Genomic DNA, 26,168 nt, shown 5'->3' with positions numbered 1-26,168 from the left:
TTTAGCTGTTTTACAGCCGGCCTTTAACTTGAAGTCCAGCCACCCTTACTGAGTGCTTAACCAACGAATAAGTGCATCATCAAAAGATCGCATGGCGCCGGTTCGATTGCCATTGGCCATACTGACCAGGGCGTATCGCCTGCCGCTCTCACCCAACACATACCCTGCAATCGCCCGGGTATCACGCAGTGTTCCCGTCTTTAAATGCGCCATCCCGCGCGCTTCGTCATTACGTAGACGTCGGCGAACCGTTCCATCAACCCCCGCAATGGCCAAAGACGACATGAACTCAGGCATAAGCGGCGAGTTCCAAGCCGTATCCAGCATTTGCACCAAACCGGTCGCCGTCAGGCGGCCATCGCGCGACAAACCTGAACCGTTATCAATAACCCAACCACGGGTATCAATGCCCTGGCGGCGCAACAAATCGAGCGCAATCCGCGCACCGGCTTCGGGCGTTGCGCCATAGGCGCCGGACTCAGCAGCCAGCGTTAACAAGAGGGTACGCGCCATGACGTTATTGCTGTACTTATTTACCTGGCGAATCATATCTGAAAGCGTCTCGGAATCATGCCACACGAAAAGCGAGGCGCCGGGAGGGGTTTCACCTTGTCGAATACCCCTGCCTAACGTACCGCCAAGCTCACGCCACAACAAACGAAAAACAGCGTCGAAGTAGGCGGGCTGATTCATCGCAAGACGATAAACACTAAACTCGCCACAAGATCCTGCCGCCGTTCCATCAACTTGCACAACAACCGCTCCGGACGCACTGGGGAAAACTTGGGTTGAGACCCGCGGCGACCCCGGGCAAACTGCATCGCTCCATGTCACCTCGCCCTGCACCCGAATACCCCGAACCGGGGGGTCAACAACCGGAATCCACTTTCGGGCCTGATAATCGGGCTGAAAAGACAACCGAACGGCACCTAAACCAACCATCATGGCATCAGGGCTGGCGTTGTAAGGGCGATCGGGGGCCGCATCGAATGCACCGGGATCAATCGCCACCGGCCCGAAAATGGATCGATCAACCACCACTTCCGTTAAATTCTTCACCCCGCGCAAGCGCAATTCACGTAATAAAGCCCAGAGTTCCTCGACCTGCATAAAAGGATCGCCCGACGCCTTGAGGTAAATCGGCTTGGGCAGTGACCCCTGAGCGTCGGGAACCGGCACACCATCGTAAAAAAACGCCGTACGCCACTGATAATCGGGCCCCAGTTCAGACAAAGCCGCCCAGGTTGTGACCATTTTCATGACTGATGCAGGATTACGCGGCACCTCGGGATTAATGGAAAACAACACTGGGCCGTTCAATTCTTTCACGACGACGGAAACGTCATCGGTCGTTAAGCCGGTTTGTCGCCAGGCCTGTTGCAAAGGTTCCGGCAACGTCTGACTACTGCCCGGAACCGGTAGACTCAGGCCCAACACACACGCACAACCGAGTATCAAACCGAGCTTTGAAACCGCCGCCTTCCGGTGCCGAGTAAAATGCGCAAGCATCAATGTCATCCTGTTGAGTCAACCCAAACACAAAGCATACCGAAAAGCACGTTCTGTTTCATGACCGAAAAACCCTATCCCGACACTAACGAATTGCGCCTCTCACAATTCGATTACGATTTACCTGAAGCGCTGATTGCCCAAACCCCAGCCGATCAACGCAGCGCCAGCCGCTTATTGCACCTGGACACCCTATCGCAGATTCACGACCGCCAATTTCGTGATTTACCCGACTTATTAAAAGCGGGAGACTTATTGGTATTCAACAACACAAAAGTGATCAAGGCGCGGCTTTTGGGGCAGAAAGACACCGGTGGCAAGGTGGAGTTGCTCATTGAAAGAATCACCGAAGATAAACAGGCGCTGTCGCATATTAAGTCCAGCAAATCGCCCAAGCCCGGCACGGTGTTGCATATTGCCCCGAATTTAAGCCTGACGGTAACCGGTCGGGAAGGCGAACTTTTTTCCGTTCAGTTTCCGGTTAACGTGCTGGACGCGCTGGACGAGCATGGTATGACACCGCTGCCACCGTACATTGAACATGCGGCAGACGCCCAAGACGAAGCGCGATATCAAACCGTTTATGCACAAGAGCCCGGCGCCGTGGCGGCACCTACGGCAGGATTGCACTTTGATGATGTTGTGCTTGAACAATTGAAAAAAAAGGGAATTCGGCTTGCTTTTGTGACCTTGCATGTGGGCGCCGGCACGTTCCAACCGGTTCGGGTGGAGAAACTGACCGAACACAAAATGCATTTCGAGCGCTATACCGTACCCGCTGAAACGTTAAAGCTTGTTGATGAAACGCGACAGCAAGGCAGGCGAATTATTGCCGTTGGCACCACCAGCGTGCGAGCGCTGGAATCGGCGGCAAAGCAAAGAGAGGCGGGCCAGGCTGGGGTCGACATTTCGGGCGATACAAACTTATTCATTACACCGGGTTACCAGTTTGATCTGGTCAACGCCCTCATCACCAACTTTCACTTACCGCGCTCAACCCTGCTGATGCTGGTTTCCGCCCTGGCAGGCATGACGCCGATCAAGCAGGCTTATGAACACGCGGTTGCGCAGCGTTACCGCTTTTTCAGTTATGGCGACGCCATGTTTATCGAGACCCCTTCCAAATGACCGGATTGAATTTCAAACTTCTCAAAACCGATGGGCCGGCCCGCAGAGGCCAGGTGACGTTGAACCACGGCGTGGTGGAAACGCCCATTTTCATGCCGGTCGGTACGTATGGCAGCGTGAAAGCCATGTTACCTCACGAACTGGACGACATTGGCGCACAAATCATTTTGGGAAATACATTTCACCTATGGCTGCGCCCCGGCACGGAAGTCATTGAAAAACATCAAGGTTTGCATGGTTTCATGCAATGGTCTCGTCCCATTCTTACCGACTCCGGCGGCTTCCAGGTATTCAGTCTCGACGGCCTGCGCAAAATTACTGAAGAAGGCGTGAAATTTGCCTCGCCCATCGATGGCTCGCGCCTGTTTCTGACACCGGAAGAGTCCATGCGTATTCAGCGCGCCTTGAACTCAGATATTGTCATGGTGTTCGATGAATGCACCCCTTACAAAATAGACGGACGTCCAGCCACGCACGAAGAAGCCGCTCAGTCAATGCGCATGTCCCTGCGCTGGGCGCAACGCTCAAAGAATGCCTTCAACGAACTGGAAAACCCCAACGCCTTATTCGGTATCGTACAAGGGGGCATGTACGAAGATCTGCGCGACGAATCACTTGCAGGCCTGACGCAAATCGGCTTTCACGGCTACGCGATTGGGGGATTATCGGTCGGGGAACCCAAAGAGGAAATGATGCGCGTCCTGCGTCATGTGGCCCCCAAATTGCCCGACAACGCACCTCGCTATTTAATGGGCGTAGGCACACCTGAAGACCTGGTTGAGGGAGTCAGCCACGGCGTAGACATGTTTGATTGCGTCATGCCAACCCGAAACGCCCGCAATGGCTGGCTGTTTACCCGTTACGGCGATATCAAAATTCGCAATGCCCGTTATAAAGATGACACCCAGCCGCTTGATCCCGATTGCCATTGCCACACTTGCCAACATTTCTCGCGCGCTTATCTGCATCACCTGCAACGGGCCAACGAAATAACGGGATCGAGGCTAAACACCTTGCATAATCTTTACTTTTACCTAAAGATAATGGCCGAGATGCGCGAAGCCATCGAGAACGGATCATTCCAGCAATGGAAAGCTGAATTTACAGAAAATCGGTCGCGCGGCATCCAATAGCCAGATATCGCTACAATAGAACGCTAAACCTAAAATCAGGAGTAATGAATGTCCCTCGTTGACACCCTTTCACAAATCGTCGCACAGGCAGCCGGCGAAGGTAATGCACTGATGGGTATGCTACCCATCATTTTAATGTTCGTCATTCTGTATTTCCTTATGATCCGCCCCCAAATGAAGCGGCAAAAGGAACATCGCAATATGGTGGCCGCGTTGGCCAAAGGCGACGAAATCATTACCACGGGCGGGATATTGGGCAAAGTCACCAAAGTAAGCGACAGCTACATCACCGTCGAAGTAACCTCGCTGGCCGACAAGCCTGTTGAAGTGGTTTTGCAGCGTACCGCCGTTGCCTCGGTGTTGCCCAAAGGCACCATCAAAGCACTATAAGCAGCAACCTGCTCCTTTTCAGCCCCGTATCCACCGAAACGGGGCTTGTTTACATTTCAACCGTTGATCCGCAATGAACCGTTATCCCCTCTGGAAATATCTCATCGTTCTGGCAGCTGTCATTATTGGGCTTCTTTATACCCTGCCCAATTTCTTCGGCGAATCACCCGCCGTCCAGATTGCACCTGCCAAAACAGCGGTCAAGGTTGAAGCAAGCATGTTGGGCCGAATTCAACAACTGTTGGATGAAAAAAATATCCCAACAACAGGCGCATTCTTTGAGCAGAACGGGCCGGTCGGCACGGTTCGTTTTCGTTTCGACTCCACCGACACACAGTTGCAAGCCAAAGATGTCATCGAGAATGCGCTGAACCCCGACCCGGCCGACCCCGATTACACCGTTGCGTTGAACTTGCTGCCGTCCTCACCCAACTGGCTTACTGCATTGGGTGCCAACCCCATGTATCTGGGGCTCGATTTGCGCGGTGGCGTTCATTTCCTGCTGCAGGTTGACATGCAGGGGGCTCTGACCGGCCGCTATGACACGCTGGCCAACGACGTCCGCGTTCTTCTGCGTGAAGAAGGTGTTCGTACCGGCGGCGTCGAGCGCGACGGCATGTCGATCGTCGCCCAATTCGACAACGAAGACGCCGCTAACAACGCCGCCTCTGTGTTGCGCAACCGCTTACCCGAAATGATTTACTCGGTCTCTGAAAATGGAGACCGGTTCGTTCTCACCTCCCGCCTGACCGAAAGCGCGGTTATGGAGGTCCAGAACAATGCGCTACAACAGAACATCACGACCCTGCATAACCGGATTAACGAACTGGGCGTCGCTGAACCTATTATCCAGCGCCAAGGTGCCGACCGCATTGTCGTGCAGTTGCCGGGGGTGCAAGACGTTGCCAAAGCCAAGGAAATTCTAGGGCGCACGGCAACCCTTGAAATTCGCATGGTCGATGAGTCGCAATCGGCCCAGAACGCACTGGCCGCCGGCCGCGTACCCTTTGGTCTAGAACGATATGAAGACACCGATGGGCGCCCGCTCCTGTTGCGTCGCCAGGTTGTCCTGACCGGTGAAAACCTGCAAGATGCCCAGCCCGGGCGCGACCAGCAAACCCAGCAACCGTCGGTCAACCTCACGCTCGATCAGAAAGGCGCCCGTATTTTCCGCGACGTCACCCGCGACAACGTGGGCAAACGCATGGCTATTCTGCTGTTCGAAAAGGGCAAAGGCCAGGTAGTAACCGCGCCCGTTATCCGCAGTGAAATCCCGGGAGGTCAGGTTCAAATTTCGGGCAGCATGACGGCACAAGAAGCCTCGGATATTGCATTGCTCCTGCGTGCCGGTGCCTTGGCCGCACCCATGGAAATTATTGAAGAGCGTACCATCGGCCCCAGCCTGGGGGCGGAAAATATTGAAATGGGCTTTAAATCAGTGTTGTGGGGCTTTGTAGCGCTCGCCCTGTTCATTATTGTTTACTACCACCTGTTTGGCATCTTTTCCACCCTTGGCCTGAGCTTCAATATTTTGTTGTTGCTGGGTGTCCTGTCAATGTTGCAGGCCACACTTACATTACCGGGTATTGCGGCCTTGGCCCTAACCCTGGGTATGGCCATTGATGCAAACGTGCTGATCAACGAACGGATCAGAGAAGAGCTGCGCGGCGGAATGGCGCCGCAGCAGGCGATTCATCAAGGTTTTGAAAGAGCCTGGGGCACCATTCTCGACTCCAACCTGACGACGCTTATTGTGGGGCTGGCGTTGCTGGCATTTGGTTCCGGGCCGGTTCGCGGTTTTGCCGTCGTACATTGCATCGGTATCCTCACCTCCATGTTCTCTTCTGTTGTGGGTGTACGCGCCATCACCAACCTTTGGTACGGGCGTCGTCGTAAGCTGCAAAGCATTTCAATCGGGCAAATCTGGAAGCCGAAAGATTAAAGCCCGATCCAACATGCAATTATTCGCCCCAATCATTTAGGCAACGAAATAATGGAACTCTTTAGAATCAAACGCACTATTCCGTTCATGCGCCATGCGGTAGTGCTGAACCTGATCAGTCTGATCACCTTTGCTTTAGCTGTATTTTTTATTGCCACACGCGGATTCCATTTATCCATCGAATTTACCGGTGGCACCGTCATGGAAACCCACTATCAGCAATCAGCCGACCTCGGGCAGGTTCGAGACACACTGAGCGAAATCGGCTATTCCGACTTCCAGGTACAGAATTTCGGCACCTCACGTGATGTCATGATTCGCCTTCCGGTAGCAGAGGGGGAAGACGCCACGGTTCAAAGCGAAAAAGTCATGGCCGCACTGCAAGCTGACACGCCGAACGTCGAATTGCGCAGGGTGGAATTTGTTGGTCCGCAAGTAGGTGAAGAGCTGGTCACAAACGGCCTGCTGGCCTTATTGTGTGTTGTTATTGGCATTATGGTTTACCTGGCGCTGCGTTTCGAATGGAAGTTCGCTATCGCAGGGGTCGTAGCCAACTTCCACGACGTCATTATCATTCTGGGCTTTTTCGCCTTTTTCCAATGGGAGTTTTCGTTAGCCGTACTGGCGGGTGTGCTCGCAGTACTGGGCTACTCGGTGAACGAGTCGGTGGTCATCATGGACCGTATCCGTGAAAATTTCCGCAAGCAACGGCGGGCATCAACCACGGAAGTGATCAACGGCGCCATTACCCAAACCATTTCCCGCACCATCATCACTCACACCTCAACGCAAATTATGGTGATATCAATGCTGGTATTTGGTGGGCCGACGCTACACTATTTTGCGCTCGCTCTTACCATCGGCATTTGGTTTGGTATCTATTCTTCCGTTTTCGTTGCCGCGGCTATCGCCATGTGGCTGGGCATTAAACGCGAAGATTTGGTGAAGCCTGTTAAGAAGGACGACGCAGAAGCAGAGGTTGAAGAAGGCTAAACCCGCGAAACCGGTCGTTAAACAACAAGCCCCCGATAACAGCGCTGTTATCGGGGGCTTTTAACTACTTAAACCTTAATGTTTATTCAACAAAATTTTACTGCCCTGTGGATTTAACCACGTAGGCAGTCACTGCTTCCATGTCTTCCTGGCTTAAGGAGTTAGCAAAAGAAGGCATGGCGCCCATTCCGTCTTTCAGCACTTTCATAATGCGATCGGCACTGGGTTTCAACTCATCTAGGTTTGGCCCAATCGCACCTTGCGAGCCTGCATCTTTCAGCGTATGACAGACGGCACAGGCGGGTACTGCCTTACTAACGAACAACTCTTTTCCGCGCTGCAACTGAGCATCGTTGGCCCAGGCCGCCGAGGAAACCAATAACGACAAACCTGCAAAAGCAAAAGCAAATTTCATGAACAAACCTTTATGAAGTTACGGTGATTTCGACCATGTGGTCTTGCCAGCTATTGTTGTTGTACCCGCGATTGTTTTCAGCGCGTTCCGCAGGCTGGGTTTGACCCGCCGCATTGGTGGTGCGACTGGCCAAATTATAACGACCCGGCTTCAAGTCGGCCGTAAAAGCAAACTGACGCCAGGCATATTTGCCCAAGTCGGGGCCGACAAACCGTGCCTCCTGCCACGACTTTCCACCGTCGATCGACACCTCGATCTTGCTCGGACTATCCATTCCGCCCATTGCAACCCCGCCGATGACAACAGGGCCGGCCTTTAACGAAGTATCAGGCAAGGAAGGTGACGTAATCCACGACTTGGGCGGCATTTCCCATATAGACTCATGCTGTGGCCCGCCCTTTTCCCCTACCGCGGAGAACCGGTAGCTATTCTGCTGGATACTGGCCGGCGACTGCGCTTTGGTAAACGCCAACTGCTTGACATATTTCACATTATTGACACCGGTGTAACCCGGCACGATTAACCGTAGCGGGCCACCATGTGCCAACGGCAAAGGCTCGCCATTTACTTCCCAGGCCAATATTGCATCTTTCATGGCCTCCAACGGCACTGACCGTTCCACCCTGACTGAGTTGGGATCGAGCCCCGCAGGGATTTCCTCACCGCCTGTGCCCGTCATGTACACCATGCCGTCTTGTACACCACCTAATGCCTCAACCAACGTAGCAATGGGAACACCAGTGAAAATGACGCAACCTGCGGCGCCCACGGTCCATTGCGTACCACCTGGTTTATGTGGGAAATACGCACGTCCGTTGCCGGAACACTGCAAGACCATAGGCAACGCCTGCAAACCCATATCTTTGAGCTGTGCCAAGGTAAACGTATGGGGTTTCCGGACCCCTTCAATATTAATCTGCCAGGCATCGGGATTATCGGTAATGCTGGCTGGAGGCGGGGAAACATTATTGCGAATAAATAACCGGTTCAACGGTGTAATCACACTGCTGCCCACCGCACCGCGCTGGGTTTCAATGGTGTTCGCACTATGCACAATCAGGCTGTTCGCGTCTTTCCATTTCGCGTAATCGGGCAACGGCTTGGCGTCGGAAACCGGCTGTGGATTGGATTGAGCAGCGGGCTCGGTGGAATCGGCTCGTGCCACAGTGCTCATTCCAGCCCACGCGGCGGCAGCGCCGGCTGCGGCCAATACCCGGCGACGAGGGGTGTTGATTTTTTCTTGCATGGCAACCTCCTGTTGAGCAAGACGAAGAAACCAAATATCTATTTTTTTATTATTTTTGATTATGAGCTTATTTCTTGAGCGCTGAAAGAATTATACGACCAAGAAAACGAACAAACCATCTACAAGCGTTACAATGTTTGCTGTTTCAACCTTGCCCCCGGGATCAACACCCGTTTCGGCCACTATCATGCAAGAAATTCCACTTAAACGTTTCGCCACCCGCTCACCAGCGCCTCAAACTCCATCCTCAAGTGCCGTCGGCGCACAAGTCGTCAATAAAGCACCACCGGGCGGACCGCGCAAAGTTTTCATCAAAACTTTCGGCTGCCAAATGAATGAGTACGACTCCGACAAAATGCTCGACGTTCTCGGTGGCGAACAAGGTGTTGAAGTAACCCAAAACCCCGACGAAGCCGATGTCATTTTGTTCAACACATGCTCGGTGCGCGAAAAAGCGCAAGAAAAGGTGTTTTCCGACCTGGGCCGTGTACGGCATTTAAAACAGGCCAACCCTAATCTGGTGATTGGTGTGGGTGGTTGTGTGGCAAGTCAGGAAGGCCAGGCCATCGTACAGCGCGCGCCTTTCGTCGATGTTGTATTCGGTCCTCAGACCCTGCACCGGTTGCCGCAGCTTATTAATCAGCGGCGCGAGTCGGGCCGCTCTCAAGTCGACATCAGCTTTCCGGAAATCGAAAAGTTCGACGCATTACCCCCGGCTCGAATCGACGGCCCCACTGCTTTTGTGTCCATCATGGAAGGGTGCAGCAAATATTGCACTTTCTGCGTGGTGCCCTATACCCGTGGTGAAGAAATTTCCCGCCCGTTCGACGACGTACTGGTTGAAGTGGCCGACTTGGCCGACCAAGGCGTCAAAGAGGTGACACTGCTGGGCCAAAACGTGAATGCTTACCGGGGTCCCATGGGCGACACCAGCGAAATTGCCGATTTCGCCATGTTACTGGAATACATCCACGACATCCCGGGTATTGAACGAATTCGCTATACCACTTCACATCCGAAGGAAATGACCGGCCGCCTTATCGAGGCTCACGGCAAATTACCCAACCTGGTGCCGTTCCTGCATTTGCCGGTACAAGCAGGCAGCGACCGTATTCTGGCGGCGATGAAGCGCGGCTACACTGCGTTGGAATTCAAATCGATCGTGCGCCGCCTGAAGGCCGCGCGGCCCGGTATCACGCTTTCATCCGACTTTATCGTTGGCTTCCCGGGAGAAACCGAAGCCGACTTTGAGCAAACCATGAAACTGATTCGTGATGTCGGTTTCGACCAATCGTTTTCTTTTGTTTATTCGCGACGCCCCGGCACGCCGGCGGCCGACCTTGAAGACAACACCACAAAAGAACAGAAACTGGAGCGCCTTTATCGTTTGCAAGCGCTTGTAAACGAACAGGCGGCCGCTATTGCCCAGGGCATGCTGAATACGACGCAGCGGGTATTGGTCGAAGGCCCGTCCAAACGCGATCCCAACGAACTCATGGGTCGCACGGAAAACAACCGTATCGTGAATTTCCCGGCCCCGGCTGAACTCATCGGCCAAATGCAGAATGTGCGTATCACGCAAACCAGCGCCAATACGCTGCGCGGTGAACTACACCCATGACCAGAAACGTACGCCGGAATAAACCGGTTACCGTTCGGCTTGATGGCGACAACATGCATTTGGCCAATTTGTGTGGGCCGCTCGACGAAAACCTGCGCCAGATCGCCGACGGCTGGAACGTCCGACTGAATCGCCGCGGCAGCCAGGTAACCATCGATGGGGAGCAGGCAAAAGCCGCTGCACAAGCGGTCGAATGGTTCCATGAACGCGCGGTTCACAAGGCGCTAACCATCGATGATATCCAACTTGGCCTGGTGGAGTTGGGCGCCGGTCGCAGCGAAGCAGACGATCCCCGCAAAATCGAACCACTTCCCGAGTTGCCTCCGGTGGACGATCAAAGCATGGAGCTGGTGCTGCGCACGCGCCGCACTGATTTGCGACCACGCACGCCACGGCAAAGGGATTACCTGAACAATATTCTGAAGCACGACATTACGTTTGGTGTCGGTCCGGCAGGCACCGGAAAAACCTGGCTGGCTGTGGCATGTGCAATCGATGCGTTGGAACGCGAATCGGTGCAGCGGCTCATTCTTACCCGCCCTGCCGTTGAGGCCGGCGAGCGTCTGGGTTTTCTGCCAGGCGATTTGGCCCAAAAAGTCGACCCTTATTTGCGCCCGCTTTATGATGCCCTTTACGACCTAATGGGTTTCGAGAAAGTTCAACGCCTGTTCGAAAAACAAACCATCGAAATTGCGCCGCTGGCCTACATGCGCGGTCGTACGTTGAATCACTCTTTCGTCATCCTCGACGAAGCACAAAACACCACGCCGGAACAAATGAAAATGTTCCTCACCCGAATCGGCTTCGGCAGCAAAGCCGTTATTAACGGTGACCCCTCACAAATCGACTTGCCCAAAGGCCAACCCAGCGGTTTAACGCATGCACTTGATGTTCTGGAAACCGTTCAAGGAATTGCCAGCACCCGTTTCACCAGTGGTGACGTCGTCCGCCACCCGCTGGTTGCACGTATTGTCGACGCTTATGAAAAAGCCAGCCTCGAAACCCGGCCCTAAACTCAGTTTGTCAGTTCAATATGCCATCGCGGACGACGCATTACCGCGTTGGCGTTTGCGGCGCTGGGCGCAAGCCGCCCTCGCTGCCGCGGCTGGGAACACAGAAATTGAGCAGGTTAGCCTGACCCTGCGACTGGTTGACGCCGATGAGGGACGTGCACTTAATCAACAATTTCGTGACCGCAATTACGCCACAAACGTCTTAACATTTGAATACGGCATTCAACCCAACGCCGGTTTAATGGCTGATATTGTGTTGTGCCTCCCCGTCCTTTACCAGGAAGCTCAGGCACAGCACAAAACCATTCATGCCCATGCCGCTCATTTAACCATCCATGGTGTTCTTCACGCCTTGGGTTACGACCATCAAGACGAACGGGAAGCGCACGAAATGGAAACCGTCGAAGCCCTGATTCTGGCCCAACTCGGCTTCACCGATCCCTATCAGGTTTTGCCCGAGTCCCGCTGAAACCAACCCGTTTTTTCGGTTATGCTAGATACTCCAGTAACTCGTCCTGCGGACAATGTCAGAATCCACACCCCCCGACCCGGAACCTCATTCGGCCAAGCCGGCCACCAAATCATTCCTGGCGCGAATCCTGTCTCGCATTCGCCCTGAACCAGAAGACCGCGAAGACATCAAGGCGTTGCTCGAAGCGGCCCACGAGCGCCGCATCATCGACGAAGACTCTTACGCCATGATTTCAGGCGCTCTTGAGGTCGTTAATCTCACAGCAGGCGACATCATGGTGCCGCGCTCCAAAATCGACATGCTCGATATCGGCAAGCCCTTGCCTGAACTGCTACCTGAAATTATTGAAACCGGTCACTCACGTTTTCCTATTTTCGAAGACGATCGCGACAACATTGTGGGCATTTTGCTGGCCAAAGATTTGTTGTTAACCATCACAAACCCCGCCATCGATCTGCGCCCACTTATCCGTCCGGCGGTATTTATTCCAGAATCGAAACGGCTGAACATATTGCTGCATGAGTTTCGCAACAACCGCAACCATCTGGCCATCGTCATTAACGAACACGGCGGCACGGCCGGCCTGGTCACCATGGAAGACGTACTCGAGCAAATTGTCGGCGATATCGAAGATGAGTTCGATGAAGACGCGGAAAAAACCATTTTCCAAACCGGTAGCAACAACTGGCGGGCCATGGGCATGACGGAAATCAACGTTTTCAATCGCTCATTCAACACGACTATGCCAACCGATGAATACGACACGCTTGGGGGCTGGGTAACCGCCGAACTCGGGCGTATCCCCCGGCGTGGCGACACCGTACACCGCGAGGGGCTTATCATCACGGTCGTGGGCGCCGACGCCAAACGCGTTTTGTGGCTGAATATTCAACACGACGAGCACTCAACACTTGCCGGCCCCAATGACGACAACTGAGAGCCGGCTTCATCGCATTCGCGAAGCGGTTCAGCCTTTGTTGCTGGGCGCCGCTCATGCGTTCACGTTCTCTAACGGCCCACTACCGGGGTGGCTGTTACCGTATGCACAAATTCTGATACTGGTGTTCCTGGCGCGCCATATATGGCAATGCCGGCATACAGCCCGGGCCGCCCAGGCCGGTTTTCTATTTGGATTCGGCCATTTCGCACTCGGGTTCTATTGGCTTTATATCAGCCTGCATCATTTCGGCGGGCTTGCACCTGCCCTTTCGGTTGCCGCCGTATTGGTATTGGCCGGCGCGATGGCGTTATACCCAGCTTTAGCTACCGGCCTGGCCTATTTTCTTACTCGCGGGCTGAGGCAGCCGGACGGCCACTTTTTCGGGCTGGCCTTAAGCGCCGCGATTTGGGCATCGTGCTGGGCTTTAACGGAATGGCTGCGAGGCACCCTGTTCACAGGCTTCCCGTGGCTGAATATTGGTTATGCCCATGCCAGTGGCTTCCTGGCAGGCTGGGCACCCATTTTGGGTGTTTACGGTGTCGCCTGGCTGGCCGCATTTTGTGCCGCCGCCATCGCTTTACTGATTCAAGCACATAAAACAACGGAGGACAGCCGAGCCGCCGCCGCTGTGGCGCTGGCCATCGTACTTAGCCTGGCGGGTTTTGGCTTGTCGCAACTTAATTGGTCTGCACCAACCGGCAACCCAATTTTGGTTCGCCTTGTTCAAGGCGGAGTCCCGCAATCGATGAAGTTTGATCCCCAACGCATGCAGCAAGGCATCGAAACCTATATGAAGCTCGCCGCCCTGCCGCCGAAACAGGCCGGCGCGGACCCGGACATCATTATTCTGCCCGAAACGGTGATGCCGCAATTTCAACACCGTTACCCACCGCAAGTTTGGCAAAAATGGAAGAACATCGCCCATGAACGCAATGCGACCTTAGTCATGGGCATTCCGATCATGAGTGACACTGAAAATGGTACACGCTATACCAATAGCGTGATCGCCCTCACCGCTGAAACGCCTGTGCAAGACCTTATTACCGGCACAACCCCGCATCGTTACGACAAGCACCACTTGGTTCCCTTCGGCGAGTTCATTCCTCCAGGCTTTAGATGGTTTGTAGATGCCCTCAATATTCCCCTGGGCGACTTTAATCGCGGCAGTACGCGCCAGAGCCTGTTTGCATTGAAGGGCCAAATCATCGCGCCCAATATTTGCTATGAAGACGTCTTCGGTGAAGAAATTATTCCCGCGCTTCACGACAGCGAACAATACGGCCCGGGCGCGACACTATTGGTAAACGTTAGCAACCTGGCGTGGTTCGGCAATACATGGGCTTTGCGGCAACATCTTGAAATAGCCCGAATGCGGGCACTGGAAACGGGCCGCCCGATGTTACGGGCAACCAACACCGGCATGACCGCCGCCATTGACCCCAACGGCGCGGTGCGCGCAGCTTTATTACCTGAGCAACCCGGCGTCCTCGACGTTGAAGTACAAGGGATGCAAGGTTTAACACCCTATGCACGGTGGGGTAATATCCCTGTACTGGTCCTGAGCTTGTTGTTATTTGCCGTTGGTGTGTTCGCAGGCCGACAGACCGGAACGAAGTAAGGTCGTAAAGTCGTCGGCGGAAATAGGCCTGGAAAACAAATAGCCCTGACCGTAATCGCAACCGATACCGGCAAGTAAATCGCGTTGCTCAACCGTTTCGACGCCTTCGGCAATCACTTTCAAGCCCAGCTTGTGCGCCATGACCACGATGGCTTCGCATAACACAAGGTCTTCCGAATGGGTCGACAAATTCCGCACAAAAGATTGATCGATTTTCAAAAAATCGATATCCATTTTGCGCAAGTACGCGAGTGAAGAATAACCCGTTCCAAAATCGTCCAACGCCACCTGAATTCCGGCATCTCGAAACGCCAACAGTTTATCGCTGGTGACATTGGATGCATCAATCAGCATGCGTTCGGTCAGCTCCACTACAATAGCGCTGCCCGGCAAACCCAGTTGCGCCAAATAGGCGATCCATTCCGTTTCATTCAACCCTTCGCCACGGAACTGAACCGGCGAAACATTCAAGCCGACCTGGAACTGCGTGAACCCGCTTCGATACCACTTGGCCAATTGATCGGCAGCAGTACGAAACACCCACTCTCCAATCGAAATAATCATGCCGCTGTCTTCGGCGAACGGAATAAAGTAGGCGGGGCTGACAAACCCCTTCTCTGGATGCTTCCAACGGATAAGGGCCTCTGCCTTCACCACTTGGTGAGAGTCCAAATCCACAACAGGCTGGTAATGCAGCAAAAGCTCATTGTTATCCAATGCGCCCAACAAATCTTTCGACAAGCGGCGACGCTCTCGTGCTGCATATTGCATGTTAGGGTCATAAAAACGAAACTGACTGCGGCCCGCTTCTTTCGCCGCATACATGGCCAGATCGGCATAGCGCATCAGTGCGTGAGTTTCACTGGCGTGATCTGGATAAACCGCCACACCCACACTGGCTGAAAGGTAGGCAACGGTGTCCTTAAGCCGATAAGGTTTGGCTAGATTATGCAAAACCTCTTCACAAATACGCTCAACCACCTCGTCACCGACAACACCGCCCACCACAATAACGAACTCGTCACCGCCCAGGCGCGCCACGGTATCGGACTCACGTACCGAGCGCACCAGACGATGTGCGACCTGGCGCAATACCTCGTCGCCCAAGTCGTGACCCAAACTGTCATTTACCTCTTTGAACAAATCAAGGTCAAGAAATATCAAAGCCAACCGGGCGCCGGTGCGCACAGCGCGTGACTTCTCAATCGTTAAGCGGTCTTCCAACAGCTTGCGATTCGGCAAACCGGTTAAATGGTCGTAATTCGCCTGACGCCATACAACCTCTTCAGTTCGCTTCTTTTGGGTAATATCGGAAAAGACACCAATTCTGCAGCGTACCGACCCATCCTCGTTATACGAGGTGTTGATACTTAAGCTTTCAACATACTCATCACCGCTCTTGCGTCGATTCCAGATTTCGCCGCGCCAATGGCCGGTTTTAAGCAGGGCTCCCCACATCGCCTTGTAGAAATTTTCATCGTGGCGCCCAGAACTGAGAATACTCAGCCGATGACCAATCACTTCGTCCAGCGCATAACCGGTAATGTCGGTAAATGCCGGGTTAACCGTAATAATCACGCCATTTGCATCGGTAATGACCATGGCTTCACTGCTATGCTGGTACACCAGCGACGCCAAATAAGCCGACTCCGCATCGGCTTTACGTTGCGTGATATCAAGCATCAGGCCCACCATGACCGCCTCGCCCGCCATCATCATGCGCGACCCGAATACTTCGACGTCAATGTAGTTGCCATCTTTGCAACGGGCTTTACGTTCGTAATGAATTTCCCGCACGTCGCCGGTTAACGCCCGTTTTATATTCGACTCAACCAGATGCCGCTCATCGTGCGCAACAATATCCAAAATGGTCATGTCATGCAGCATCTCGTTGCGCTCATAACCCAGCATTTCCAGCAGTTTTGAGTTCACATAAACAAAGCGTCCTTCTCGCACAATGTAAACACCAATAACCGCGTTTTCAGCCAGGCCTCGGAACAAGGCTTCCGTGCCATCGAGTGTTTCCGTGCCTTGTAAGGCAATGGCGGTTTCCAGCAAAGTGGGCATAATCAAAAAAGATGAAAGTGAAAACGGGCCGTCTGCAATTGGCTGAGGCTATATGAAATTTAACCGATCATTATTCCCCAAAGCGGTTCGCCTCATTCCGGATCAGCTCGCCATATGTTGCGCCAAATCAAAACCGATACGAAAAAGTTCCCCCAACATGAAATGGCACCAACTTGCACAGACAAAAAAAATAGTGCATAATTTCGCTTCTTTGCGATACAGCAGTATTTGCCACGGGGGTATAGCTCAGCTGGGAGAGCGCTTGCATGGCATGCAAGAGGTCAGCGGTTCGATCCCGCTTACCTCCACCAAAAACTGCTAGCAAGGAAAAGTGCAGTAAAAACGTGTTATACTGCGCAACTCAATTTGTCCTGTCCCCTTCGTCTAGAGGCCTAGGACACCACCCTTTCACGGTGGGTACAGGGGTTCGAATCCCCTAGGGGACGCCAAAAATTTTGGCATTGGTTAGGCACCGTTACCGCTGCGGAGCGGTAGTTCAGTTGGTTAGAATACCGGCCTGTCACGCCGGGGGTCGCGGGTTCGAGTCCCGTCCGCTCCGCCAAAGAATTCAGTAAAAAGGCACTTACACCATGTAAGTGCTTTTTTTTCGTCCTTATCTTGCCCCTCAGGGTACTCCACATTACACTCACCACCCCTCTAACGAGTTAATCACAGTACCTTTATAGGCTTCTGATAATGAAAAAAGCAGTTCTTTTGGGGGTAATAATCCCTTTTTTTCCGGCTATTCAGCACTGGCAACTGCACAAACCAACTCGACATCATTGGTGCCAGACTCCGGCATTTATTTCGGCTTAGGATTCGGCGCCAACTCAACTCAATTTAAAAACCAGAAACTGGAAGCCACAGGGACTTCAACAGTCACCAACACGGCAACGGGTGCGCTCGTTTCCAAAGGCACCGCGGGAGGCCCGCCCGTGGGTATCGGCATGGACACGGTAAATTCCATTTCACCCGCCTTGCAAGCCGGCTACTTTGAGAAACTGCAAGGCACCAATTACCTGTGGGGCCTCAAGTTTTCATACAACTACTTGGGTGGCACGTATTACCTTGATAAGTCGTGGTTCCTGGACTTCAGCTATACGTACAGTGTGACGCAAGACAAAACAGCGAACTATTACTCCACCTATAACAACCCCGGCTCACCCAATACGTACAGCGGCTCTTTAATCGGCAGCAGCACCGGGACGGCGACAGTGCAGTCGGCCAGCTTGTCTCTTAACAGGGTTTTCTAAGCCTTACACCCCTTGCCGATACATCCAGCCGGATTAAGTCATGATCCGGCTGGGTGAGATTTTTACTTCAATCAACCGCCACACGCTCTAACAAATCCATTAACAAACGTCGCTCCTCCGAGCTTAAACGTTGCGCGATGCGCTTCTCAAATTCCCGGTTCAATACATTCAAACGCTTCAATTCATCGAGCCCTTTTTGCGTAACACCCAACGCATAACTGCGGCGGTCATCCGGCATGGTGTTGCGTTCCACATAGCCCAATGCCTCGAGCGAATCAATCACCTTCACTGCCCCGGCCCGCGTAATACCGAGCATATCGGCTAATACGGTTTGGTTGATTCCCGGCTGGGTTGCGACGATACTTAAAGCGGTCATTCGACCCGGGGTAAGGCTTTCGGGCCCCATCACAGAAAACAACACGTCGTAAGAGCGCACCTGCGCGCGCTTAATTGCATAACCTAACGAATCGCATTGCAAATCAATATAGGTCAATGGCGTATCGGCCATTTCAAGGGCGTCGGTAGAGGGGGAAAATGAATTAACCAAGGGTTTGCACTTATAGAATATGGATTTTCAAAAATATAACATTTCGCATATTGTTAACCTGATTAACAATGTACAGAATCTATTTTTCGGGAACAATAAGAAACTACCCTTAATAATAGCCCCGAAATAGCAACACCGGAGACACGAATGAATAGTCTTGCCAATGCGAAATTTCGCCCCGTGGCGTTTGGCCCCTATACCAGCCATGTTGAAAAACGCGCCGACGGCGGTTATGTGCTGCGCTCCCCCGAGCCGCTGCTGCCTTATCTGCGCTGCTATACGGAAGCACTGGTTTACTGGGCAAACGCGGCGCCCAATCGCACGTTTCTTGCTCGCCGTAACGCACAGGGTGAATGGGTGCATCTAAGCTATGCAAGTGCTTTGGAGCGCGTTCTGCATATCGCACAAGCCCTGCTCGACCGTAAGCTGAGTTCCGACCGACCTTTAATGATTTTGTCGGAAAACAGCATTGAAAGCGCACTGATGATGTTGGCAGCACAACATGTAGGCATTCCGTTCGCGCCCATTTCACCAGCCTATTCGCTACTGTCGCGCAGCGCCGATCGCGTTCAGCATGCCGTAAAACTTCTTACACCCGGCGTGGTGTTTGCGCAGCACGCCGACCGCTATGCGCATGCAATAGAAATGGCGGTACCGAAAGATCTGGAACTCATTTTTGTTGAGGGCCACCTCGAAGGTCGCCACTGCACTGCTTTCAATACCCTGGAGCAAACGCCCGTGACCGAACAGGTTGAAAGCGCCCATCAAGCCGTCGACCACGAAACAATTGCCAAGTTCCTGTTTACATCGGGCTCTACAAAACTGCCCAAAGCCGTTGTGAATACACATGGCATGCTTACCAGCAATCAGCAAATGTTCATCCAATGCTATTTGTTTGCCAAAGATGACCCACCGGTGTTGGTCGACTGGCTGCCCTGGCACCACACAGCGGCCGGAAACAATAACTTTGGCATCGTGCTGTACAACGGCGGCACCATGTATATAGACGATGGCAAACCCACTCCCGACGGCATGGCGGAAACCATTCGCAATCTGCGCGAAATCCCTTCCACCATTCACTACACTGTTCCAAAAGGCCTGGAAATGCTGGCACACGCCATGAAGCGTGACACTGCTCTGCGCGAACAATTCTTCAAGAACCTGAAGCTTATCTTCCCTTGTGGTGCCGCGTTGCCGGGGCCACTTAAACAAACCATCGATGAATTGGCTATTCAAACCGTAGGCATGCGTATTCCCATGACAACCGCACTAGGGCAAACAGAAACCGCCCCCTTTGCCATTACGGCGCACCTGCCCGACTGGCAGGCCGGCGTGATCGGGAACCCCGCCCCTGGTTGCGAAGTTAAACTCGCGCCCGTGGCCGACAAGCTGGAAGTGCGCTATAAAGGCCCGAATATCACGCCGGGTTATTGGCGCCAACCCGAACTGACTGCGGAAGCATTCGATGAAGAAGGCTATTTCTGCAGCGGCGATGCCGCCACCTTCATTAACCCCCAGCATCCGGAAGAAGGCTTGCGATTCGACGGGCGCATCGCCGAAGATTTCAAATTAATAAGCGGCACATGGGTCAACGTGGGCGCTTTGCGTTCCAGCATTATTGCGGCCGGCGCCCCCTACATTCACGACGCTGTGATTACAGGCCACGATCGCGACGAACTGGGCATGATGCTGTTCCTGCTGCCCGCCGCAACCGCCCTTTCGCCTGCGTTGAACGACAACGCCGGCACCCAGGACATTGCCGATAACCCCGACGTTCAACGCTGGGCTCAAAACCTTCTGAATGCGTTGGGCGCGAAAGCGACAGGCAGCTCCAATCGTATTACTCGAGCCATTATTTTGCGTGACCCTCCTGTAATGGAGCTGGGCGAGATGACCGACAAAGGCTCTATCAATCAACGCACAGTATTGCGTACCCGTGCCGAGCTGGTCGAGCAACTTTACGCCGACAACCCCGGCTCAACCGTACTGCGTTTGCAAGATAGAATGGCAACATCTTAAACAGAGACGCTCTATCTACTTTTGAACGCGAAGGACTGATTTAGATGACTGAACAAAAGCAGGACTCCCTTGTTGCCATTGATATCCACACACACGCCACCGTCTCAACACGGAATCCACCCGATGAAGTAGCGATTGCGTTCGACAAGGCCATGGCGGAATACTTCAAAGAAAAAATGCCACGGCCCACCATCGAAGAAACGGCCCAGTATTACCGCGAACGCAACATGATGGCGGTCATTTTCACTGTTGATACCGAACGTGCCAATGGTCAGGTTCGTATCAGCAACGAAGAGGTTGCCGAAGAAGTTGCCAAGCACCGTGATGTTCTGATTCCATTTGCAAGCATCGACCCTTTACGCGGGAAAATGGGCGTGCGCGAGGCACGACGCCTTATTGAAGACTACGGTATTCGCGGTTTCAAATTCCACCCCTCGTCACAAGAGTTTTATCCCAACGACCGCGCAGCTTACGACCTGTATGAAGTGATTGCCGAACACGCCTTGCCTGCCATTTTCCACAGCGGCCAAACCGGCGTGGGCGCACGTATGCGTGGTGGTGGCGGTGTACGCCTGAAATATTCCGACCCCATGTTCCTGGACGACGTTGCAGTCGACTTCCCGGACATGCCGATTATTATTGCCCACCCCTCATTCCCCTGGCAGGAAAACGCTTTGGCAGTGGCCACCCACAAACCCCAGGTGTATATCGACTTATCGGGGTGGTCACCGAAATACTTTCCACCCATTCTGATTCAATACGCCAACACCATTCTGAAAGACAAAATGCTGTTTGGTTCCGACTTCCCCGTGCTCACACCCGACCGCTGGCTGGCCGATTTCGAAAAAATCGGCATTCGCGACGAGGTCAAGCCCCTTATTTTGCGAGACAACGCGGTTCGTGTACTGCGACTGAACGATGACCCTGTTTATGGTCGTTATGCACGTTTAAAACCGCCCACACTCGACGGCTGTTGCTAAAGGAACATCCCTTATGAACCTGCAAGACACTCCCGTACTTGTTACCGGCGGCGCCTCCGGCCTGGGGGAAGCGACCGCGCTCAAGCTCGCCTCCCAGGGTGCGCGCGTAGCCATTCTAGACGTGCAAGATGAAAAAGCACAGGCCATTGCCGAACGTATCAACGGTCTCGCCGTTCATTGCGACGTCACCTCGGAAGAAAGTGCTGCTCAAGCCATTGCCCAAGCCAAAGAAGCACACGGTGTTGCGCGCGTATTGGTGAACTGTGCGGGCGGCGGGGTAGGTAAACGGGTTGTCGGTAAAAACGGCCCCATGCCTTTGGAAGAATTCACCAAAGTGGTGAATTTGAATCTGTTCGGTGCCTTCAACATGACGCGCCTGGCCGCCGCCGACATGATCGCAGCTGACCCCGTAGGCGAAGAACGTGGTGTTATTTTATTTACCAGTTCAGTGGCGGCCTATGAAGGGCAAATTGGCCAGGCAGCATACGCCGCATCAAAAGGCGGCCTGGTGTCGCTTACGATTCAACTGGCACGAGAGTTCGCCCAGTTTGGCGTGCGGGTGATGTCTGTGGCACCCGGCATTTTCTTAACGCCGTTGCTCTATACCGCCAGCCCGGAAGTGCAGGAATCATTGGCAAAATCCATTCCGTTCCCGCCTCGCCTGGGCCAACCCGACGAATTCGCCGACCTGGTTCAGCATATTATTGGCAACCGATACCTGAATGGTGAGGTTATCCGTCTGGATGGCGCAACGCGTCTGGCCCCACGCTAAGACAGTGAAAACGGGGCGGAAAATCCCCGCTTCGCCGCCAACGCATTTATTTTTGAAAATAAGCCTTGAATTCAGGGGCCACGGAAGCGCCCTTAATACCACCTTCGGGTGTGTAAACTGCCCACGCGCGCTTTTCAAAGCCGGTTGCCACCAGACGCTCACCACACTTCACTGTATAGGCAATACGAAACCGGCGTTCCGCCCACTCTTCCACTTCCGCATAAACCGTAATGACATCATCATATGTGACGGGAGACTTAAACGTCGCACCGACATCCACCAACGGTGTGACAGCACCAAAGCGCGACCGCACTTCACGTTGATTCAGGCCCACACTGCGCACCATTGCTTGAAAAGTGCTGTCGAACCAGTAGAAAAAGTTGGGATAGAAAACGATGCCGGCATCGTCGCAGTCGCCCCACTCAACTGTGAAGTCGCGTTTAAACGTCGTCATTATTATTGGCTCCAATCGGTAAAAAGTATGATCATACCGGTTTCCCGACAATTGCACCTTCCCATTAAAATTACTTTTTGATACAAATAGACGGCGCGCACAGAAACCTTCTTTCATTCAGAACGTTAGCCGAAGTTAAACGACACATAATCAAACTTGAGCTTAAATAGAAACTTTTCAGTGCAATGAAACCCTATTTTTAACTTGCCGCCAATGCCTCACCTCCTTAACATAGCGCTCTAAATACACTTTTGTTTCCTGGCCGCCCACGGCGCCTTCTACTATTCACTTCAGAGTATCGAACAACCATGCACGCCCTTGTTGAAACGCTCGTCGAGAACAACGCAGAACACGACACCGAAAAATGGACTATCAAGCGCATTCTGGCGCTCTATGAACTTCCATTCCCGGAACTGATGTTTCAGGCACAAACAGCGCACAGGGAACACCACAACCCCAACAGCGTTCAACTGTCCAGTTTGCTCTCAATTAAAACCGGCGGCTGCCCGGAGGATTGCTCCTACTGTCCACAGTCAGCACGCTACGATACGGGTGTTGAAAAAGAAGCGCTCCTCCCTATAGAGGAAGTGCTCGAGGCGGCGAAACAGGCGAAAGCAGGCGGTGCGCAGCGCTTTTGCATGGGGGCTGCCTGGCGCTCACCCAAACCACACCAAATTGAAGCCGTGGCGCAAATGATTCGCGAAGTAAAAGCGCTGGGCCTTGAAACCTGTGTCACACTGGGCATGCTGAAAGACGGCCAGGCAGAGCAATTAAAAGAGGCTGGTCTCGATTACTACAACCACAACCTGGACACGTCACCCGAGTTCTATGGCGAAATCATTTCCACACGTACTTACCAAGATCGCCTTGAGACGCTTGAACGGGTTCGTAATGCCGGTGTGAATGTATGCTGCGGCGGCATTGTCGGCCTGGGCGAATCACGCCGCGAACGGGCCGGGCTCATTGCCCAACTGGCAAATATGTCGCCCTATCCCGACTCAGTACCCATTAATAACCTGGTGAAAGTGGAAGGCACCCCATTATTTGGTACCGACGACATTGACCCGTTGGAGTTTGTTCGTACCATAGCCGTTGCCCGCATTACCATGCCACGTACTTTCGTGCGCTTGTCGGCCGGGCGCGAGGAAATGAGCGACACCATGCAAACACTGTGTTTCCTGGCGGGCGCCAACTCCATTTTTTACGGTGAAAAATTGCTGACTACCGGCAATCCGCAGTTTGTTGAAGACCAAAAACTGTTCGAACGCCTGGGCCTGCAAGCGCATAACAGCAGCCACTAACGAACTTCCATAGGAACACCAGCAAGGGCCGCCTCGATCTTTCAGGCGGCCCTCTTTCCTCACATGTACGTTCTTTTGCTAAGCATAGGCTGCAGCGTAGCCGTTTCGGTGCTGCTTAAACTGGCACGGTCCAGGCGATTCGATCTGGGTCAAGCTATCGCCGTGAACTATGTCGCCGCTACCATGCTGACGCTGGGCTTGTTGCAACCGCAGCCGCAGAATTTGCTTAATAACCCCGACGCCTGGGGGCTGCTGGGCGCACTCGGTTTGCTTTTACCAACTGTCTTTCTTGTTATGGCGATGGCCGTGCGCCATGCGGGGATTGTCTTAAGCGATGCCGCTCAACGCCTTTCCCTGCTGGTACCGCTACTTGCAGCATTCCTGATTTTCAAGGAAGTTTTAACAACTCAAAAGTTACTGGGGATGGTACTGGCGTTTGTTGCCCTGGTCTGTTTGTTGATAAAGAAAAAAAGCCTTAACCCAAATCAACCGCGCGCCATTCTGATCCCGCTAGCACTTGTCGGTGTATGGCTGGGCTATGGCATTATCGACATTCTTTTTAAGCAACTTGCGCGCACCGGCAATCAATTTTCCACCAGCCTGCTGGGGGCCTTTGTTCTGGCCGGCAGCTTCATGCTAGTGGTCTTACTGTTCAAGAAGACGCTGTGGACTGCAAAAAATGTGATAGCAGGTTCGCTGTTGGGTGTGCTTAACTTCGGCAATATTTATTTTTATATCCGCGCCCACCAACTGTTTCCGGAAAATCCCAGTTTGGTGTTTGCCTCAATGAATATAGGCGTTATTTGCGCCGGCACGCTTATTGGCGCCGTTATTTTCCGTGAGCGTTTAGGAAAGGTGAACGTCATTGGCATCGCTTTGGCCATTGCCGCAATGCTGCTATTGTTCAACGCCATATAAAGCGTTCTGCGCGATCATTAACCTGAACGAAACTCGCTTTTTCAAACCCAGCTTAAACTTTTGTTCCAGAGCCATGCTCTGGCACTGTTTCCTGACCCAAGCTTGATGACATCTGACTTTCGTCGGAGTCTTCCATCGCGTCTTGCTCTTCTTCCATGGGGTCAACGTTGTACGATATGTCCGTTTCCGGATCCACACGAGGATCCATTTCCGCCACCACTGGGGTCGTTTGAATTTCGGTCATGGGCACAAAGTGGGTAGGCGCATCCTGACTCAGATTTTCGCCGGTAACGCGTTCGGGCCGAACATAAGCCACCAATAATGCAGCACAAACCGCCGCGAAGATAAACAGCGTACCGGGCTGCAATTCGCGCATAATCACGCCCACAAGCAACGGCCCTAAGCAAGCGCCAAAACCATACACCATAAGCAACACTGCACTTAAGCCAACTCGTCGCTCCGGGTCGACGTTATCGTTAGCAAAGGCGGCCCCAATGGGATACAGCGTAAACTGCAACACCCCCAGCCCGCACGACAGCACCAACAACGCCCAATAAGGCAAATCCAGCCAGCCCCAAAGCGGCACGGTGATAATGAACAACAATAAAGCATTGATGCGAATGAGACCGGCCCGATCGACACGGTCGGCCAACCAGCCCAGCGGCCACTGCGATACCAACCCCGCCGCCACTGCTGCCGCCACGAAAATAGCGACCTGATCACTGCTTAAGTTTTGTTTGTAGGCAAAAACCGGACCCAGCCCATAGAAAGAGCCCGTTAACACGCCCCCAACCAGCACAACAGCGAGCGACATGGGTACGCGCTTCAAGTAGTAAAACAACATGATGGGCGCGGGTTGCGGCACAGTGGGGTGCAGCCTGCGCGTTAGCGCCACCGGAATCAAACACAAAATAGAGCAAATACCGGAAAACACCAGGGGCCGGAAATCGAGCTCGGGGAAAAGGGTTAGAGACAACTGCCCCAGAACCGTACCCAACCCCGAAAACACCATGTAGAAGGCCAAAACACGCCCACGTGAGGTGTTGTCAGTTTGTTCGTTCAGCCAGCTTTCAATGGAAATGAACTGCGTCACCATTGCCAGGCCGGCCATAAAACGCAGAAATGTCCAGACCCACAAATTATCCACTAACGCCTGAACCAGGACCGCCACAGTAACGACCGCGGCAGTGGCCGTGTAAGCGCGAATATGCCCGACACTGGCAATCAAACGGTGGCCTGTTCGCGCGCCCAGCACCAACCCAAGGTAGTACACCGCAATCAGCGTCCCCACCCAGATTTCCGAAACCTGAGCCTCCGCTAAACTAATACCCAAGTACGTATTGATGAGCCCTGTTCCCAGGAGCAACAACAACGTGGCAAAGTACAACGAAGAAAAGGACGCGACTGCGCTAAGCATTCAATCTCGCTTAAATTTAA

23 protein-coding genes and 3 tRNA genes are annotated in these 26,168 nt (G+C 53.3%); 19 read left to right on the top strand and 7 right to left on the bottom strand.

From position 1 onward, the window contains the following. Positions 1-45 precede the first annotated feature (45 nt). Entirely contained in the window at positions 46-1,509 is a 1,464-nt protein-coding gene (gene dacB, locus G9Q38_RS06615; RefSeq protein WP_166129136.1) for a D-alanyl-D-alanine carboxypeptidase/D-alanyl-D-alanine endopeptidase, read from the bottom strand. Between the two features lie 60 nt (positions 1,510-1,569). Here dacB and queA point away from each other — a divergent pair, with 60 nt between their 5' ends. The 5 genes from queA to secF all read left to right on the top strand — a co-directional run bounded on the left by queA (position 1,570) and on the right by secF (position 7,095). Further along, positions 1,570-2,637 carry a tRNA preQ1(34) S-adenosylmethionine ribosyltransferase-isomerase QueA gene (gene queA, locus G9Q38_RS06610; RefSeq protein WP_166129134.1) on the top strand — a complete coding sequence of 356 codons (1,068 nt, stop codon included), beginning with the start codon at positions 1,570-1,572 and terminating at the stop codon, positions 2,635-2,637. Then, positions 2,634-3,770: a tRNA guanosine(34) transglycosylase Tgt gene (tgt, locus tag G9Q38_RS06605; RefSeq protein WP_119441115.1), complete on the top strand. Its 1,137-nt coding sequence runs from the start codon at positions 2,634-2,636 to the stop codon at positions 3,768-3,770. The genes queA and tgt overlap by 4 nt, the downstream gene beginning before the upstream one ends. 48 nt (positions 3,771-3,818) lie before the next feature. After that, positions 3,819-4,160 (top strand): preprotein translocase subunit YajC, encoded by a 342-nt coding sequence (gene yajC / locus G9Q38_RS06600; protein WP_166129131.1) that lies wholly within the window; start codon positions 3,819-3,821, stop codon positions 4,158-4,160. A gap of 73 nt (positions 4,161-4,233) precedes the next feature. Further along, positions 4,234-6,102 (top strand): protein translocase subunit SecD, encoded by a 1,869-nt coding sequence (gene secD, locus G9Q38_RS06595; protein ID WP_166129128.1) that lies wholly within the window; start codon positions 4,234-4,236, stop codon positions 6,100-6,102. A 51-nt stretch (positions 6,103-6,153) separates the two neighbouring features. Then, positions 6,154-7,095 (top strand): protein translocase subunit SecF, encoded by a 942-nt coding sequence (secF, locus tag G9Q38_RS06590; RefSeq protein WP_166129125.1) that lies wholly within the window; start codon positions 6,154-6,156, stop codon positions 7,093-7,095. A gap of 97 nt (positions 7,096-7,192) precedes the next feature. Here the strand turns inward: secF and sorU are convergent, their stop codons facing one another. Continuing rightward, complete coding sequence (sorU, locus tag G9Q38_RS06585) at positions 7,193-7,510, bottom strand: SorU family sulfite dehydrogenase c-type cytochrome subunit (RefSeq protein WP_119441118.1); 318 nt, start codon at positions 7,508-7,510, stop codon at positions 7,193-7,195. A 10-nt stretch (positions 7,511-7,520) separates the two neighbouring features. Beyond that, a complete protein-coding gene (gene sorT, locus G9Q38_RS06580; protein WP_166129123.1) occupies positions 7,521-8,756 on the bottom strand; it encodes a SorT family sulfite dehydrogenase catalytic subunit in 1,236 nt (411 codons plus the stop codon). A 187-nt stretch (positions 8,757-8,943) separates the two neighbouring features. On the opposite strand from sorT, the gene miaB reads away from it, so the two are divergent. From miaB to lnt, 5 genes are read left to right on the top strand one after another with little or no spacing between them, the layout of a single operon-like run. Continuing rightward, on the top strand, positions 8,944-10,377 hold the full coding sequence (miaB, locus tag G9Q38_RS06575; protein ID WP_166129120.1) for a tRNA (N6-isopentenyl adenosine(37)-C2)-methylthiotransferase MiaB: 1,434 nt from the start codon (positions 8,944-8,946) through the stop codon (positions 10,375-10,377). Then, positions 10,374-11,390 carry a PhoH family protein gene (locus G9Q38_RS06570; protein ID WP_166129117.1) on the top strand — a complete coding sequence of 339 codons (1,017 nt, stop codon included), beginning with the start codon at positions 10,374-10,376 and terminating at the stop codon, positions 11,388-11,390. The genes miaB and G9Q38_RS06570 overlap by 4 nt, the downstream gene beginning before the upstream one ends. Then, positions 11,359-11,859 (top strand): rRNA maturation RNase YbeY, encoded by a 501-nt coding sequence (gene ybeY, locus G9Q38_RS06565; RefSeq protein ID WP_166129115.1) that lies wholly within the window; start codon positions 11,359-11,361, stop codon positions 11,857-11,859. Before G9Q38_RS06570 ends, ybeY begins: the two co-directional genes overlap by 32 nt. Positions 11,860-11,914: 55 nt before the next feature. Further along, positions 11,915-12,799, top strand: a complete 885-nt coding sequence (locus tag G9Q38_RS06560) for a CorC family transporter (protein ID WP_166129112.1) — start codon at positions 11,915-11,917, stop codon at positions 12,797-12,799. Then, on the top strand, positions 12,786-14,420 hold the full coding sequence (gene lnt / locus G9Q38_RS06555; protein ID WP_166129109.1) for an apolipoprotein N-acyltransferase: 1,635 nt from the start codon (positions 12,786-12,788) through the stop codon (positions 14,418-14,420). The genes G9Q38_RS06560 and lnt overlap by 14 nt, the downstream gene beginning before the upstream one ends. Here lnt and G9Q38_RS06550 read toward each other — a convergent pair. Beyond that, on the bottom strand, positions 14,373-16,487 hold the full coding sequence (locus tag G9Q38_RS06550) for a putative bifunctional diguanylate cyclase/phosphodiesterase (protein ID WP_166129107.1): 2,115 nt from the start codon (positions 16,485-16,487) through the stop codon (positions 14,373-14,375). The two genes, lnt and G9Q38_RS06550, sit on opposite strands and share 48 nt — an antisense overlap. A 235-nt stretch (positions 16,488-16,722) precedes the next feature. On the opposite strand from G9Q38_RS06550, the gene G9Q38_RS06545 reads away from it, so the two are divergent. The 4 genes from G9Q38_RS06545 to G9Q38_RS06530 all read left to right on the top strand — a co-directional run bounded on the left by G9Q38_RS06545 (position 16,723) and on the right by G9Q38_RS06530 (position 17,740). Beyond that, positions 16,723-16,798 (top strand) — tRNA-Ala (locus G9Q38_RS06545). 62 nt (positions 16,799-16,860) lie between these two features. Next, positions 16,861-16,936 (top strand) — tRNA-Glu (locus tag G9Q38_RS06540). Positions 16,937-16,972: 36 nt separating this feature from the next. Further along, positions 16,973-17,049: transfer RNA gene (locus G9Q38_RS06535), tRNA-Asp, on the top strand. Between the two features lie 385 nt (positions 17,050-17,434). After that, the gene (locus tag G9Q38_RS06530) at positions 17,435-17,740 is read left to right on the top strand and encodes a hypothetical protein (RefSeq protein WP_166129104.1); all 306 of its coding nucleotides are present in this window, start codon (positions 17,435-17,437) and stop codon (positions 17,738-17,740) included. Between the two features lie 67 nt (positions 17,741-17,807). On the opposite strand, the gene G9Q38_RS06525 is transcribed toward G9Q38_RS06530, so the two are convergent. Continuing rightward, on the bottom strand, positions 17,808-18,287 hold the full coding sequence (locus G9Q38_RS06525) for a MarR family winged helix-turn-helix transcriptional regulator (protein ID WP_166129101.1): 480 nt from the start codon (positions 18,285-18,287) through the stop codon (positions 17,808-17,810). 147 nt (positions 18,288-18,434) lie between these two features. On the opposite strand from G9Q38_RS06525, the gene G9Q38_RS06520 reads away from it, so the two are divergent. The 3 genes from G9Q38_RS06520 to G9Q38_RS06510 are packed head-to-tail and all read left to right on the top strand — an operon-like array spanning position 18,435 to position 22,058. Then, positions 18,435-20,306, top strand: coding sequence for a feruloyl-CoA synthase (locus tag G9Q38_RS06520; RefSeq protein ID WP_166129098.1), 1,872 nt, complete (start codon positions 18,435-18,437; stop codon positions 20,304-20,306). Between the two features lie 44 nt (positions 20,307-20,350). After that, positions 20,351-21,286 (top strand): amidohydrolase family protein, encoded by a 936-nt coding sequence (locus G9Q38_RS06515; RefSeq protein WP_119441147.1) that lies wholly within the window; start codon positions 20,351-20,353, stop codon positions 21,284-21,286. Positions 21,287-21,299: 13 nt separating this feature from the next. Continuing rightward, positions 21,300-22,058 (top strand): SDR family NAD(P)-dependent oxidoreductase, encoded by a 759-nt coding sequence (locus G9Q38_RS06510; protein WP_166129096.1) that lies wholly within the window; start codon positions 21,300-21,302, stop codon positions 22,056-22,058. A 46-nt stretch (positions 22,059-22,104) separates the two neighbouring features. On the opposite strand, the gene G9Q38_RS06505 is transcribed toward G9Q38_RS06510, so the two are convergent. Further along, positions 22,105-22,512: an acyl-CoA thioesterase gene (locus G9Q38_RS06505; RefSeq protein ID WP_114421178.1), complete on the bottom strand. Its 408-nt coding sequence runs from the start codon at positions 22,510-22,512 to the stop codon at positions 22,105-22,107. 308 nt (positions 22,513-22,820) lie between these two features. Between G9Q38_RS06505 and bioB the strand changes: the two genes are divergently transcribed. Together bioB and G9Q38_RS06495 are read left to right on the top strand one after the other, a co-directional pair. Continuing rightward, positions 22,821-23,813, top strand: a complete 993-nt coding sequence (gene bioB / locus G9Q38_RS06500; protein WP_166129093.1) for a biotin synthase BioB — start codon at positions 22,821-22,823, stop codon at positions 23,811-23,813. 63 nt (positions 23,814-23,876) lie between these two features. Then, positions 23,877-24,731 (top strand): EamA family transporter, encoded by an 855-nt coding sequence (locus tag G9Q38_RS06495; RefSeq protein WP_166129090.1) that lies wholly within the window; start codon positions 23,877-23,879, stop codon positions 24,729-24,731. A 52-nt stretch (positions 24,732-24,783) separates the two neighbouring features. On the opposite strand, the gene G9Q38_RS06490 is transcribed toward G9Q38_RS06495, so the two are convergent. Beyond that, a complete protein-coding gene (locus tag G9Q38_RS06490; RefSeq protein ID WP_166129087.1) occupies positions 24,784-26,148 on the bottom strand; it encodes an MFS transporter in 1,365 nt (454 codons plus the stop codon). Positions 26,149-26,168: the final 20 nt, after the last annotated feature.

Origin of the sequence: Pusillimonas sp. DMV24BSW_D (assembly GCF_011388195.1) — a bacterium.
Lineage (GTDB): Bacteria > Pseudomonadota > Gammaproteobacteria > Burkholderiales > Burkholderiaceae_B > Neopusillimonas > Neopusillimonas aestuarii.
The sequence above is the reverse complement of the archived record's forward strand: the minus strand, read 5'-3'. Positions and strand labels throughout refer to the sequence as shown.

What these genes read in the sequence shown, in the direction of transcription:
- G9Q38_RS06570 (WP_166129117.1), top strand. Translation starts at nt 10,374, where the DNA reads ATGACCAGAAACGTACGCCGGAATAAACCGGTTACCGTTCGGCTTGAT.
- G9Q38_RS06510 (WP_166129096.1), top strand. Translation starts at nt 21,300, where the DNA reads ATGAACCTGCAAGACACTCCCGTACTTGTTACCGGCGGCGCCTCCGGC.
- G9Q38_RS06505 (WP_114421178.1), bottom strand. Translation starts at nt 22,512, where the DNA reads ATGACGACGTTTAAACGCGACTTCACAGTTGAGTGGGGCGACTGCGAC.
- G9Q38_RS06560 (WP_166129112.1), top strand. Translation starts at nt 11,915, where the DNA reads ATGTCAGAATCCACACCCCCCGACCCGGAACCTCATTCGGCCAAGCCG.
- sorT (WP_166129123.1), bottom strand. Translation starts at nt 8,756, where the DNA reads ATGCAAGAAAAAATCAACACCCCTCGTCGCCGGGTATTGGCCGCAGCC.
- bioB (WP_166129093.1), top strand. Translation starts at nt 22,821, where the DNA reads ATGCACGCCCTTGTTGAAACGCTCGTCGAGAACAACGCAGAACACGAC.
- ybeY (WP_166129115.1), top strand. Translation starts at nt 11,359, where the DNA reads ATGAAAAAGCCAGCCTCGAAACCCGGCCCTAAACTCAGTTTGTCAGTT.
- dacB (WP_166129136.1), bottom strand. Translation starts at nt 1,509, where the DNA reads ATGCTTGCGCATTTTACTCGGCACCGGAAGGCGGCGGTTTCAAAGCTC.
- tgt (WP_119441115.1), top strand. Translation starts at nt 2,634, where the DNA reads ATGACCGGATTGAATTTCAAACTTCTCAAAACCGATGGGCCGGCCCGC.
- miaB (WP_166129120.1), top strand. Translation starts at nt 8,944, where the DNA reads ATGCAAGAAATTCCACTTAAACGTTTCGCCACCCGCTCACCAGCGCCT.
- queA (WP_166129134.1), top strand. Translation starts at nt 1,570, where the DNA reads ATGACCGAAAAACCCTATCCCGACACTAACGAATTGCGCCTCTCACAA.
- G9Q38_RS06550 (WP_166129107.1), bottom strand. Translation starts at nt 16,487, where the DNA reads ATGCCCACTTTGCTGGAAACCGCCATTGCCTTACAAGGCACGGAAACA.
- lnt (WP_166129109.1), top strand. Translation starts at nt 12,786, where the DNA reads ATGACGACAACTGAGAGCCGGCTTCATCGCATTCGCGAAGCGGTTCAG.
- secD (WP_166129128.1), top strand. Translation starts at nt 4,234, where the DNA reads ATGAACCGTTATCCCCTCTGGAAATATCTCATCGTTCTGGCAGCTGTC.
- G9Q38_RS06490 (WP_166129087.1), bottom strand. Translation starts at nt 26,148, where the DNA reads ATGCTTAGCGCAGTCGCGTCCTTTTCTTCGTTGTACTTTGCCACGTTG.
- sorU (WP_119441118.1), bottom strand. Translation starts at nt 7,510, where the DNA reads ATGAAATTTGCTTTTGCTTTTGCAGGTTTGTCGTTATTGGTTTCCTCG.
- G9Q38_RS06520 (WP_166129098.1), top strand. Translation starts at nt 18,435, where the DNA reads ATGAATAGTCTTGCCAATGCGAAATTTCGCCCCGTGGCGTTTGGCCCC.
- G9Q38_RS06530 (WP_166129104.1), top strand. Translation starts at nt 17,435, where the DNA reads ATGGACACGGTAAATTCCATTTCACCCGCCTTGCAAGCCGGCTACTTT.
- G9Q38_RS06515 (WP_119441147.1), top strand. Translation starts at nt 20,351, where the DNA reads ATGACTGAACAAAAGCAGGACTCCCTTGTTGCCATTGATATCCACACA.
- yajC (WP_166129131.1), top strand. Translation starts at nt 3,819, where the DNA reads ATGTCCCTCGTTGACACCCTTTCACAAATCGTCGCACAGGCAGCCGGC.
- G9Q38_RS06495 (WP_166129090.1), top strand. Translation starts at nt 23,877, where the DNA reads ATGTACGTTCTTTTGCTAAGCATAGGCTGCAGCGTAGCCGTTTCGGTG.
- secF (WP_166129125.1), top strand. Translation starts at nt 6,154, where the DNA reads ATGGAACTCTTTAGAATCAAACGCACTATTCCGTTCATGCGCCATGCG.